The organism is Desulfoluna sp. HI9BLuna, from assembly GCF_056829775.1.
This window is the reverse complement of record NZ_CP186555.1, coordinates 4858945-4872532: the sequence shown is the minus strand read 5'-3', so window position 1 is coordinate 4872532 and position 13588 is coordinate 4858945. Positions and strand designations below refer to the sequence as shown.

Below are 13588 nucleotides of genomic sequence, written 5' to 3'. Positions count from 1 at the left end.
CATGATTCATGCAGGCCCTCTCAACAACCAAGGAAAAAAGGTGAAAAAATGAAACGTTCATGGTTCCTGATCACACTGGTCTTTTCCCTGGCAGCCTTCATCATGCCGGCCCACGCCATTCAGCCCATCCCGGAAGAAACCGGCTTTTCCGGATTCGTTAACGTCGGCATCGGCGCCATGGAATTCGAAACCAACATGATCGCCGGCAACGCCATCGGCGATACCGGTGACGATGTCATCACCTCATTGGAAGACAGCCCGGACTCGGAATCCAGCGCCACCCCGGTGCTGAACTTTGAAGCATCGTATACCTTCGCCGAGTCACGCACCCAGATCTTTGCGGGTAACAGGCTCGAAGACCTGGTCCGGTACGACCTGTCCACCCTGGTCGGTATCCGCCAGGAACTCAAGGGCAAGAGCATTGTCAGCATTGCTTATGTTTTCACATCCTTTCCCACCGAGGTGTGGGAGGACCCCTACGTGATCAACCAGAAACGGGAAGAGACCGATCGAACCTCCGACGGCCTTCGCCTGGGGTATGACAAGATTCTGGGGACCAAATTCGAGGCGGAATTCACCTGGCGAGACGTGAGCCTGGACGATGAAAAAAGCGGGCAGACCCAGCTTGTCGGAAGCGACATCACCGCCGAACAAGCCAAGCTCCTGGACCGAAACGGGGACGTTTATGTGACCAAGCTTACCTACCCCTTCGTGATCAAAGAAAAACGCCACATCCTTGTCCCCACCCTGGATTACACCATCTACGACCTTGATGGCGACGCCATGGCCTTTGACCGGTACGGCCTGCTGCTCTCCTATCTTTTCAACACCGAAAAAGTAAACCTCATCACCAACCTCTATGTTGGCCGCTCCGAGTTTGATGAAGAGAACCCCATCTACGACAAAACCCGGGAAGACGATGTCGCCGGTGCAACCATTTCCGCCTTCTGGAAAAAATTCCTCGGGGTTCCCAAGATGAGCCTTGTGGGCACCCTCGCATACTACGACAGCGACTCCGACATCGACTTTTACGACACAACCATCACCATGGGAACGGTGTCCGTCCTTTACAGATTTTAACCCCTCTTACGGAAAACGCCGTAACAAACCGTACCATCGCTGCATAGCCTGACGCACCGGCCGAAACAGAGCGGCCGGTGCGCCCTCCCCCCAGGGAGCATCCAATACCCCTGTTCAGCCAGCAACCCTCGCCCCCTTCTTCGGCAGGCCTGCCCATTCCCTGCCCCTGAAATGTCGCGAAAATCGATCAAGCCCAAGCCATAAAACACCATTACGGTAACGGTATCTCTGCCTTATCAGAGCGTTGAGGCAAATCAAGACACCGAAAATTCCGGTGCCTTGACCATGGGAGAGCCCGGCTCGTAAAATAACCGGGCTATTGCTTTCACAAAAAAACTATGCTTTGTTCCTGTAGAATTAATTGTCAACCCGAATCATGCCCCCTTCGGCCTGCTTCGGGACCCATCGGATATGCTCACCTGAAACGCCTTACCGGGTTGTTTTACGTCCCCTCGGACCGCTGATATCCCGATGAAACAATCAAACCGCCTACAGCAATAAGGACATAACATGCCTGCTTTACCTGAAAAAGCCAGCAAAGCCTGGGACGACCACCAGGGCCCCGTCATTTTAACAACCGTGGATGAAGCCGGGACTCCCAACGCCATCTACGCTACCTGCGTCTCCAAATACGATGAAGAGACTCTGGTGGTGGCCAACAACTACTTTTCCAAAACGTTGAAAAACATCCAGTCCGGCAGCAACGGTTCCCTGCTCTTCATCACGAAAGATGGAAAGGCCTACCAGGTTAAGGGCTCCATTGAGTACCACACCGAAGGTGCTATCTTTGACGATATGAAGACCTGGAACCCGGAAAAACACCCGGGCCATGCAGCCACGGCCCTCAAGGTCGAGGCGGTCTTCGCAGGGGCTGAGCAGCTTCTGTAAAAGCCCTACCCCGCCCACCAATAAAAACCCAACGGCGCCCCAATGCCGCTGGGTTTTTCTTTGTGCCGGCCTCCCTTTACCGCCTCCTGCCCCCTTATTTTCATGATCTGCCGCCACGCAACAAGGTTGCATACGCCATCGCAACAACGTATGAATGGTATCCGCTAACATAAACGCCGCTCACGTCACGGGAGCCCCATATCACCGGAACCGCCATGCGTTCGGTTGACCACCCCCGGGACAGTCGGCCAAACCGGATGATTGCCATGATGCCCTTTGACATGAAGACGTCCATCTTCACCTACATCCTCGTCAACCACATTTACAGCATGGTACTGGGAGTCGTCTGGTACCGGAGCCGAACGCACCGCTGGGGAGTCGGCTTCTTTTTCGCTGATTTTGTGTTGAAATCCACGGGAATGACCCTGGCCTGCCTTCGGAACACCCTTCCCCACGCCATCTCCATTGTCGCGGCAAACGTCCTGATGTTTTCCGGCACCATCTTCATGCTCTTCGGCATGGCTCGATTTTTCAGGATCCGGCTCCGCGCCATGCCCTATGCCCTGTACATTCTTCTTTTCACGGCGCTTTACGCCTTCTTTGCCCTCATCCACCCTGACATCAGGGTACGTATCGTTCTCTTCTCGGGCATGCTGCTCCCCGTGGTCTCCTACAGTGCCTGGATTGTCTTTTCCTGCCCAGACAGGGCGTTGAAAAGCCATGGCGTCCCCGCCGGGGTGACCTTTGCGCTCTTTGCAGCCGTCTTTTTTGCCCGCGTTGTCTTCGCCATCACAGGGGATCCCATCGCCAGCTATTTCCACCAGCCCCTCATGGACAGCGTCCTGACCGTCCTTTGCCAGGTTCTCTCCGTTTTCCTGGCCTATTCACTGCTGCTCATGATCAGCAACAGGTCCACCGGCCAGCAGCACTGGGAGACACCTCCAATTACGCCGCAAGGGCCAGGGACTGATGCCCCGGCCCCAAGGATCGGCTACCGCTTGTATCGTAGGATTTTCCCCCGAAAGGGGCTCTTCAGGTAGGACTCTGGGTTGACGGGCTTGCTCTGGCTGTGGGAATACCCCAGGAGGGCCATTTTCTTGCTGAACCGGGCCTGTTCTCCTCGTCCAGGGTCCACGATAATCACTTCACAGTGAGGGTTGGCATGCTGATCGATAAAACGGGACAACAGGTCGGCATGGTCTCGTTCGTACAGAAGATCGCTCCCGGTGATGAGGTCAAATGTCCCCAGCCTCGTATCGTTGTCCCCCCACCCCGTGCGGACAAAGGGAATCTTCCGCCCGTTGTTGATCCTCACGTTTTCCAGAAGGAAATCAGACACCTCAGGATGGTAGTCCGTGGCGGTGATGTCCGCATGGCGATGGTTCAACACCAGGCTCGTCAAGGCAATGCCGCAGCCCACCTCAAGAATGCGCTTTCCTTCGATCTCAAAATCCACCATGAAATGAGCCAGAACTTCGCTGGACGCCCAGATCACACCGAACAGTGGCCAGGTGGCGGATGATATGCCCAGTTTTTCTGCAACCCCGCCGACATCTTCATATTGCTGTCTATCGCGTAACGTTCGTATATGAATATCCATACCATCGAATTCCATGGTTTGATAACGAACACGTACCGAAGTCATAAGATTCCTGCTTTATGGGTAATACGCAGCACGCTGATCTTGATCGCCCGTTACTGCGCTTATATCTACCCTACACCCATTGGAAGTATTTAGCCAATGAATAGCCCCGTCATGTGATCTTCGGAATCCGGGGCGTATCCCGGACACGTCACGTCAATGGGCACCCACCGGATCCTCCGCGACACCAAACAGTTACCCAAAACCCAAAAGCACACATCCCCGACGCGACATAGCATCGACCATTGGTTCCTCCGAGGCTCAACCACACCATGTCAAACGAACCAGCAATTAATCTAAACTTTTCACAAATAGTAATATTAAGTTTCACTTTACATCCTGTCACATGCCGGACATCAGCAACTCCTGCAGAGAGGATCGGTGGGCCATTTCTCCCCAAGCCCCTGCCCTTCCCTCATCTCCCCTGCTTAATTTACCACCCCTGCCTCTGTGGCCTTGACATCCCCACCGGCCAAGCTATAGTTTGCTGAAAATAGACAACCGACAACATCCGTCGGGGAACGGTTTTTGTTCATGAAGTCACATGAAACCGGAACCGCTGTGTGCCCCCCAACGCAAAATAAACAACACACCGGCCTTTCGACAGCCGGTCACTGAACAGTATAAAGCCAGAATATGAAATACGTTGTTTGTACCGCGTACCTTTTTGCTACCCTTCTTTTTTTCTCCTCCTCCACTGGATACGGTTCAGACCTTCCCACCACCTTGCGCATAGGCATAAGCGACACCCCTCCGTTCTGCTTTGTCGATGCATCGGGAACCCCACGGGGCCTCTACCCCGACCTCATCAACCACATCGCCAAATCGGAGCACTGGACCGTCGCCTATGTTTACGGCACCTGGGAGCAGGGGCTGGACAGGCTTGAACACGAGGAGGTCGACCTGGTCTGCACCATCGCCCATTCCCCCGAACGTGCCCGCACCATGGATTTCAACCTGGAGCCGGTCTTTGAAGAGTGGGGGCAGGTTTTCCTGAAAGCCGGGAGCCCCATCGACACCATCTCAGACTTAGGCGACCGACACGTGGCCGTCACCGCCCGGGACATCAGCGGCATCAACTTCCGAAAAACCGTAGAAGGGCTCGGCATAAAATGCACCATCACGGAATACACCTCACCCGACGAAGTGTTTGCCGCGGTCACTTCAGGAGAGGTTGACGCAGGGGTGGCCAGCAAGCTATACGGGCTCCATCGATCAGACACCCCCTCCCTTATAGCCAGCGCCATCCAGTTCTCCCCCTTCACCATCAACTTTGCCACCAAAAAAGGTCTCCACGGTGACATCCTGGCCACCATTGATCGTTATCTCATTCAATGGAAGAGAAAGCCGGACTCCCTTTACGACAAGAGCATTACCAACTGGACAGGGCTGACAGCCTATGAAAAAACCGTGGTCCCCCGCTGGCCATTTATGGCGGTGGTGGCCATTGCCATGATATCGGCCATGCTGTTCTACCTGAACAGGGCCCTGAAGCTCACCGTCACGAACCGCACCCGGGAACTGGAATACCAGAAAAAACTGTACAAGGACCTGGTGGAGAGCGCCAACAGCATCATCCTCAGAATGGACAAGTACGGCCGTGTCCTGTTCCTCAACCGCTTTGGCCTGGAGCTCTTCGGGTACACTCGGGAAGAGCTCTACGGACGCAACGTCCTGGGCACCATCCTCACCCCGGAAGCGGCCCGGGCCTTGCACATCAACAACCTCGACAATGAGACCTTCGACCTGCTGGAGACCCATGCCCTCATTGAAAATGAAAACACCTGCAAGGACGGGCGCACGGTCTATATCCAGTGGAGCAACCGGGCCATTACCGACGACCTGGGCCGCTTTCAGGAGATCCTGAGCATCGGCATCGACATCAGCCAGCGTCGCCAGCTGGAGACCAGCCTCTACCAGGCCCAGAAAATGGAGGCCATCGGCACCCTGGCCGGAGGCATCGCCCACGACTTCAACAACATCCTGACGGTGATCTTCGGCTACACCGAACTGGCCCAGCTTCACCTCAACACCCCAAAAAAGGTCAAAGAGGCCCTGGAACAGATCACCCAAGGGGGCTTAAGGGCTAAAGAGCTAGTCTCCCAGATCCTTACCTTCAGCAGGAAAACCGAGCCGGAAAAGCAATCCCTCCAGCCCCTGTTGATCATCAAGGAAACCGTGAAACTCCTGAGGCCGTCCCTGCCCTCCTCCATCGGCATCGAGAGCGTCATCCAATCAAAAAGCCTCATTCACGCAGACCCCACCCAGATCCACCAGGTCATCATGAACCTGTGCACCAACGCCTACCATGCCATGGAAACCACCGGGGGCACCCTTCGCGTTTCCCTGACGGATGTCTGTATCGACGCCCCGATATCCGACGCGCCCTATGCCCCGGGGGAATACATCCTCCTTGAGGTCTCCGATACGGGCTGCGGCATCGACCAGGGACACCTTGCGCATATCTTTGACCCGTACTTCACCACCAAAGAAAAGGGAAAGGGAACGGGCCTTGGGCTCTCCGTGGTCCACGCCATCGTCAAAGAGCATCACGGTCACATCAGCGTGCAAAGCCAGCCCGGGGACGGCACCACCTTCAAAATCTACCTCCCCCGCCTGCCCCAGAAAGGTGACCCGGCCCTCTCCTCCCCCGACCAAGGACTGCCAGGTGGCGCCAACGAGACCATCCTTGTGGTGGATGATGAAAAGAAAATCACGGACAGCCTCTCGGACCTTCTCTGCCTGCACGGCTACGCAACACGCACCTTCACCGACGGTGCCCGTGCCCTGGCCTGCTTCAAGGAGGCACCGGACACCTTCGACCTGGTCCTTACCGACGTCACCATGCCCGGGATGACCGGCATGGAACTGATCCGTGAAATAACCGCCATCCGCCCGGGACTCCCGGCCCTCCTCTTCTCGGGGTACCCCCCCCCCGGACGACTTCCTGACGGATCTCGGCAACACCGATTACCTCCAGAAACCCATGGACACCGGCACGTTACTGGAAAAAATCAGGGCGCAGCTGGGCCGTGATACGGATGCCACATGCACAGTCCCCGCGAAGCCAACCCTATGATAAAGAATTGGTATTTCTTCAATGATTACATCTTTATGTGGGTTTGGCACATTGCCAGCGGTATAGGGAATGTGAGGTAGGGTGCGCTTGCGCACCGTCGAAGAACCGTAACAATCATAAACTCTATGTACGGGTGATAATCACAAAGTATTAAAGCAACAAAAGACACTATTTTTCCGACCAAATGGTGCGCAAGCACACCCTACAGGACCTCACATAACATGCCATGAAATGTCCGGTCTAATGAAGCGTGACGCCTCCAAAGACTTGGACAGCATTAATTTTCGGGGCATGCCAAGAGGGATCAAGGGCCTCCTCGCCGGAAGGGTCACCATGTCAACAAAGCTACACCAGCCTGCCATACACGAAAGGCCGTTGCAAACCGCAACGGCCTTTCGTCTACAAAATATCCTGATTATCGAGTCAAACCCGTTGGGACGAACGTGAAGCGTTACACCACCATCGTCATGAATGGCCGCAGCCCATCATCACATGTTACGCTCCTGAGAAACGAAGGGGCGGAGCATGTGCGAACCTGGATTCCAAGGGCTAAGCCAGAGCCTTGGAAACAATCTCAAAGACACCGTTGGCAAGGTTTTCGGTGCCCTTGATGCGCTCCAGCCTGGCCTTCATGAGGCCCTGGCGTTTTTCATCGTAGCGTTTCCAGCGGTTGAAGCCGGAGGCCATGCGAGCGGCGATGCTGGGGTTGATGGTATTGAGGGCAATGACCGCATCGGCCAGCAGGTCGTATCCTTTGCCGTCCAGCCGGTGGAAATGCCAGGGGTTGGCCTGGCAGAAAGCGCCGATGAGGGCCCGCACCTTGTTGGGATTTTTGATGTCGAAGTCGGGATGCTCCATGAGGGTGGCAACCCGTTCCAGGGTCCCGGGGCGGTTGGAGAGGGACTGGGCGGTGAACCACTTATCCAGAACCAGGGTGTCCCCTTTCCACGCACCGTAGAACCGGCCCATGGCCTCATCGCTCTCCGGGGCATCCAGACCGGCCAGAACCGTAAGGGCTGCCAGCTCGTCGGTCATGTTGGCAGCCGAAGCAAAGGCGTCCATGACAAAGGCCGGGGACTCAACTCTGGAAAGATAAGAAAGGCAAAGGCCCTTGAGGCGGCGCTTGGCCATGGACTGGGTGTCCGGGCGATAGGGGCCGTCCTCTTTGCTCGCCTCGTACACGGACCGCCAGCTCTCCTTGAGGGCCACGGCCAGGGTGTCTGCCACGAACTCGCGGGCCGCGTGGATCCCGTCCACATCGATCTCGGCCATGCGGTCCCCCAGCTCGGTTTCCGACGGCAGGGTCAGGGCCTGGGCGATGAGGGCCTTGTCCAGAGTCGGATGCGTGAGGGTCTTTTGAACCGCTGCCACCAGGTCGGTGCTCAGGGCCAGAGGCTCTCCTTTTTTGAGTTCTGCCACCATACCCAGGATGGTGTTGGCATAGAGCTGCTGGGCAGCGTCCCACCTGTTGAAGGAGTCCTGATCGTGGGCCATGAGAAAGATCAACTCGGCCTCGGTTAAGTCCGTCACCTGATTGACGGGGGCGGAAAAGCCCCTGAACAGGGAAGGAACAGGCTCTTTCTCCACCCCGGTAAAAGTGAAGGATTCCAACTCCGAGGAGAGGCTCAGAACGCGCTCCAGGGGCCCGGGAGAGGCTTCCCCCTCAAGGGTGAGGGGTATGGGTGCCCCTTCACTCCCCAGAAGCCCCATCCTCACAGGGATCTGCATGGCCTTCTTGTTGGCCTGACCCGGGGTGTCGGGCACTTTCTGGGTAAAGGTGAGGGTGTAGCGAGAGGTCTCCGCGTCAAAGGCGCGGGTGACAGTCACCGTGGGGGTACCAGCCTGGCTGTACCAGAGACGGAACCGGGTAAGGTCAACCCCGGAGGCGTCCTCCATGGCCGCGATGAAATCCTCGCAGGCCACGGCGCTGCCGTCGTGGCGGGCCACGTAAAGATCCATGCCCTTGCGAAAGCCCTCGGGGCCAAGAAAGGTATGGATCATGCGGATCACCTCGGCCCCTTTGTTGTACACCGTGGCCGTGTAGAAGTTGTTCATCTCGATGTAAGACTCGGGCCGGATGGGATGGGCCATGGGCCCTGCGTCTTCAGGGAACTGGGAGGCCCGTAAGCCCCGGACGTCTGCGATGCGCTTCACCGCCCGGGAGCCCATGTCCGAGGAGAACTCCTGGTCACGGAAGACAGTGAGCCCCTCTTTGAGGGAGAGCTGGAACCAGTTGCACAGGGTCACCCGGTTGCCTGTCCAGTTGTGGAAGTACTCGTGGCCGATGACCCCTTCGATGCCCTGGAAATCCGTGTCCGTTGCCGTCTCGGGCTTTGCCAGCACGTACTTGGAGTTAAAGACGTTAAGCCCCTTGTTCTCCATGGCCCCGGCGTTAAAGCTGTGGGTGGCCACCACCATATAAATATCCAGGTCGTACTCCAGGCCAAAGGTCTGTTCGTCCCAGGCCATGGACTTTTTCAGGGACTCTATGGCGTGTCCGCACTTGTCGGCGTCCTGATGGTCCACATAGAACTTCAGGGCCACCTCTCGCCCCGAGGCCGTAGTAAAAGTATCTTCCCGACAGGCCAGATCCCCTGCAACCATGGCAAACAGGTAGCTCGGCTTTTTGTGTGGATCCTCCCAGGTGGCAAAATGACGGCCGCCGGTAAGCTCCCCTTCGTCCACCAGGTTCCCGTTGGCCAGGAGCACCGGGTATTTTTCCTTATCGGCCGACACCGTGCAGCGGTAGCTGCTCATCACGTCCGGGCGGTCCGGGAAAAAGGTGATGCGGCGAAAGCCCTCTGCCTCGCACTGGGTCAGGAAGGTTCCGTCGGCAAGGTAAAGCCCCTCAAGGGAGGTGTTGGTCTCGGGATGAATCTTCACCTTTGTTGTAAGGCAAAAAACATCGGGGGGCGCCTGCAGGGTGAGGACCTCTCCTTCAAGGGTGTACTCGCCGTCGGTAAGAGTACGGCCATCCAGCTCGATGGAGAGCAACTCAAGCTCCCTGCCGTCCAGAAGAAAAGAGGCGCCGTCGGCTGCCTCGGAGCTTTTCTTGACGCCCAGGCTGGCGGTCACAAAGGTTTCGGTCTCGAATATATCTACATGGAGCTCAACGGTCTCCACATTAAAATCAGGGCGCTTGTAGTCCTTGAGGTGGGTTTCGACAGGTTCGGTCATGGGGGTTCCCTTTCGATGGGCAATGAATCATCAACAGATGGGCCTTTCAGCCTTCAATGATCCAAAGATAAGGAGAGTCGGTTAAAAATTCAAGGTTCAGAGAAAAAAACCAACGCATGCCTCCGGTGGCCAGGTGGGGGCACCTGGGAACCCTATCCCGGATATTTCATGAGAAAACAACCAGTCAAAAAGAAAACATCATTTCGTGAAATATCCGGGCTATGGCGAATGCATGACGGCAGACATCATGCACACGTTTTCGGGGCATTCGCGCGGGGTGTGATATGCGGCAACCGTTTTTTCCGGAGAGGCCCATTTCATTTTTCTGGAAGCACGTCCTGTATCAACGCTGGGGTTGGCGCGTATCGACAGGTCGCAGGGGGTCGACAAGCACCGTACGCAAGCGCACGCTACTCTATTTGAACAAACTCCTTGCGTATGAATCCGGTTTCGCGCCAAAGCACCCTTGCCATCCATTTTCGAGAAGATTGCTGCCATCAATGGCTCAGCCTTGCCTGCATAGAACGATATGTCGTGGGGTGATTTTCTCAGGTAGGGGGAGGGTCAGGAGTGGAGGAAAATTTCCTCAAAACGTCCCCAGGCAGAGCCTGGGGACGAGAGCATATCCGGATCAGTGCTAAACGACATCGCAAAAAGACCTCATCGGGCCTTCCACGGGCGCAGCCCGTCAGCGAATGCGATCGGCCTGAGGAACGAAGGCCGAGAGCATTCGCAATCCTGGGGTCCAGGGGTGGCGAAGCCACTTAGGCTAAAAAGCCCCTGGCCGCCGGAGGCTGGATTTCCCAGCCTTTCTACTTTTTGGCGTTCTTCAGAGACGCCCGGATGAACTCCACGAAGAGAGGGTGGGGTTCCATGGGGCGGGACTTGAACTCGGGGTGGAACTGGCAGCCCACAAACCAGGGGTGGTCGGGGACTTCCACAATCTCCACAAGCTCGCCGTTGGGTGAGGTCCCGGAGAGGATGAGTCCCTTGTCGGTGAGGGCCTTTTTGAATTCGTTGTTGAACTCGTAGCGGTGGCGATGGCGCTCGGAGATGGCCTCGGTGCCGTAGGCGTCCCGGGCGTGGGTGCCTTCCGCAAGGGTGCAGGGGTAGGCGCCCAGGCGCAGGGTACCGCCCTTTTCGGAGTTCACGTCCCTTTTCTCCATCTCGCCGGTGCGCTCGTTGATCCACTCGGTCATCAGATAGATGACGGGATGGCCGGTCTTGGCGTCGAACTCGGCGCTGTTGGCATCATCCATACCGGCCACGTGACGGGCGTATTCAATGACGGCGATCTGCATGCCGAGGCAGATACCGAAGTACGGCACCTTGTTCTCTCGGGCGTAACGCGCGGCCGCCACCTTGCCCTCGGTGCCCCGGGACCCGAACCCGCCGGGAATGAGGATGCCGTCGGCATGGGCGAGGAGGCTTGCGGCGTTGGCGTCATCCACGGTCTCGGAGTCGACGAAATCGAGATCCACACCGCAGTTGTTGGGAACCCCGGCATGGTAGAGGGCCTCGTTGAGGCTCTTATACGACTCGGTGAGGTCCACGTACTTGCCCACGATGGCGATGGTGACGCGTTTTTTGGGGTTTTTGAAGCGGTGGGCGAACTCCTCCCAGTTCTCCAGGCGGGGGGCCCGGGTCCAGATCTGGAGGTATTTGATAATCTTCTCGTCCAGCCCCTCTTCGTGGTAGACCTGGGGCAGCTCATAGATGCAGTCCACGTCCCGGGCGGTGATGACCGCGTCGTCGTCCACGTTGCAGAACAGGGAGATCTTCTTCTTGAGCTCTTTGGGGATCTCGCGGTCGGAGCGGCAGATGAGGATGTTGGGCTGGATACCGATACTCCTGAGCTCCTTGACGTTCTGCTGGGTGGGCTTGGTCTTGAGCTCGCCTGCGGCGGCGATGTAGGGCACCAGGGTGAGGTGAACGTACAGGACGTTCTCTTTGCCGAGGTCGGCCCGCAACTGGCGGATGGCCTCCAGGAAGGGAAGGCTCTCGATATCGCCGATGGTACCGCCGATCTCAATGAGGGCCACGTCCACGTCGTCCCCCACCATAAGGATGCTGCGCTTGATCTCATCGGTGATGTGGGGGATCACCTGCACGGTGCCGCCCAGGTACTCCCCGCGGCGCTCCTTGGTGATGACGGAGTTGTAGATCTTACCGGTGGTGAAGTTGTTGTTCCGGCCCATGCGGGCCGTGGTGAAGCGCTCGTAGTGGCCGAGGTCGAGGTCGGTCTCGGCGCCGTCGTCGGTGACGAACACCTCACCGTGCTGAAAGGGGCTCATGGTACCCGGGTCAACGTTGATGTACGGGTCCAGTTTCTGGATCGTGACCTTCAGGCCACGTGCTTCGAGAAGTGCTCCGATCACTGCGGAGGCGAGCCCCTTGCCCAGTGATGAAACAACCCCGCCGGTCACAAAAATATACTTGGTGTTATGCCCCATGAAGTTACCTCTAAAAATCGCACGAGATGCGTTGGATATGGATTATACGAACAGAAACCCGGCCTGCCTGACCGACAGGCCCGGAACATCGTGTGTACCGCATGACCGGATGCATCAAAAAAAAAGATAAGCCACCGGCGGATCACCATCACCTGCTTATCTTTTATCACAACGGAAAAAGGGTCCGCCATGGATACCACCCGGTTTGTTTTGTTGCACCGGATAGTATCCAATCACCTGTCGGAACGCAAGGCCTGAAAGCCCAAGCCCGTGATTTCCCGTATGATTTTCAGGGTAACTCCAAAAACTGCACCAAACTTCAGTTTAAACCAACCCCCCTGCCCTTTCTGTCACCTCGCCGACGCATCACGTCCCCTAAAATGCCAGGGGATCGTTGGAGAGGATCCGCTCCAGCTCCTCCATCCGGCGCTGTTTCTCCGAGGCCTCCGGGGCGGCGGGCGCCTCCTGGGACGGAGCGTCTTTTTTCTCTGCGTAGCGTGCCGGGTCAAAGAGCTTGGCGTCCAGGGGTTTTGCCGCCGTCACCTTTTCGATGTGAATTTCCCGAAATAACCTGCCGTCGGCATAGAACTCAATACGCGCAGGGTACATGGATTTTCCCTGCTTGAACCATCCGTGGTACCAGATCTCCACCTGCTGGGCGCTCTTTTTGTCAAAAAGGATCCAGCGCATGGGCAGAAAACTCTCCTTGTCCACCCAGAACTGGGGCCGGACAGAGGTGTCTGTGGACTTGGCCCCCATCACCCAGGCGATGCGCCCGGCGTGGCGGTTCAGGGAGGTGACGGAAAGGTCCACACCGGCCTCGGTGAGGCGCGCTGCCATGAGGGAATCACGGCGAAACTGCAAGGGGTCCCGGTAGCGATCCGCGGCCCGCTCCACCCCTTTGGGATCCAGCCCGCCGTCCACCACGCGGAACCAGGTGTCAAAGGTGGAGTACTGCTCCACCCTCTTCTCCCCTGCGGTCACCACGGAGTGAAAGCGGTCGGGCTTGGAGAGGGTCACCACCTCATGAAAGACCAGGTTTTCCTCATCGGGGGTTTCGCTCTGGGCTCGCCTGAAAAAGAGTTCTTTCTGCTGCAGGGTCGCCGTCACCGGCCTGCCCAGCTTTTTCACCATCTGGCGGGTGATCTGTGAAGAAGAGAGAAGGTAGGCCTCGGCCGAACCGGCAAAGGCCAGGAAAAGAAGAAGGAAGAGAGAGAGGACTCGCCTGCGTGTTACTTGGGTCATCACGGCACCTTTGTAAAAAAAGCC

The 13588-nt window shown here is 57.1% G+C and carries 8 protein-coding genes; 4 read left to right on the top strand and 4 right to left on the bottom strand.

The window, feature by feature from the left end:
• The first annotated feature begins 48 nt into the window (after positions 1 to 48).
• The 3 genes from ACOYW0_RS19855 to ACOYW0_RS19845 all read left to right on the top strand — a co-directional run bounded on the left by ACOYW0_RS19855 (position 49) and on the right by ACOYW0_RS19845 (position 3008).
• Positions 49 to 1080, top strand: a complete 1032-nt coding sequence (locus ACOYW0_RS19855; protein WP_482415516.1) for a DUF2860 family protein — start codon at positions 49 to 51, stop codon at positions 1078 to 1080.
• 510 nt (positions 1081 to 1590) lie between these two features.
• Positions 1591 to 1968 (top strand): pyridoxamine 5'-phosphate oxidase family protein, encoded by a 378-nt coding sequence (locus ACOYW0_RS19850; RefSeq protein WP_482415515.1) that lies wholly within the window; start codon positions 1591 to 1593, stop codon positions 1966 to 1968.
• A 266-nt stretch (positions 1969 to 2234) separates the two neighbouring features.
• Complete coding sequence (locus ACOYW0_RS19845) at positions 2235 to 3008, top strand: hypothetical protein (RefSeq protein ID WP_482415514.1); 774 nt, start codon at positions 2235 to 2237, stop codon at positions 3006 to 3008.
• Here ACOYW0_RS19845 and ACOYW0_RS19840 read toward each other — a convergent pair.
• A complete protein-coding gene (locus tag ACOYW0_RS19840) occupies positions 2960 to 3568 on the bottom strand; it encodes a class I SAM-dependent methyltransferase (RefSeq protein WP_482415513.1) in 609 nt (202 codons plus the stop codon). The genes ACOYW0_RS19845 and ACOYW0_RS19840 overlap by 49 nt on opposite strands.
• Before the next feature lie 678 nt (positions 3569 to 4246).
• Between ACOYW0_RS19840 and ACOYW0_RS19835 the strand changes: the two genes are divergently transcribed.
• On the top strand, positions 4247 to 6646 hold the full coding sequence (locus tag ACOYW0_RS19835) for an ATP-binding protein (protein ID WP_482415512.1): 2400 nt from the start codon (positions 4247 to 4249) through the stop codon (positions 6644 to 6646).
• 592 nt (positions 6647 to 7238) lie between these two features.
• On the opposite strand, the gene pepN is transcribed toward ACOYW0_RS19835, so the two are convergent.
• From pepN to ACOYW0_RS19820, 3 genes are all read right to left on the bottom strand, one after another.
• Positions 7239 to 9866 (bottom strand): aminopeptidase N, encoded by a 2628-nt coding sequence (gene pepN / locus ACOYW0_RS19830; protein ID WP_482415511.1) that lies wholly within the window; start codon positions 9864 to 9866, stop codon positions 7239 to 7241.
• Between the two features lie 812 nt (positions 9867 to 10678).
• Positions 10679 to 12319, bottom strand: coding sequence for a CTP synthase (locus ACOYW0_RS19825; RefSeq protein ID WP_180143667.1), 1641 nt, complete (start codon positions 12317 to 12319; stop codon positions 10679 to 10681).
• Between the two features lie 375 nt (positions 12320 to 12694).
• A complete protein-coding gene (locus ACOYW0_RS19820; protein WP_482415510.1) occupies positions 12695 to 13564 on the bottom strand; it encodes a hypothetical protein in 870 nt (289 codons plus the stop codon).
• Between the last annotated feature and the right edge of the window lie 24 nt (positions 13565 to 13588).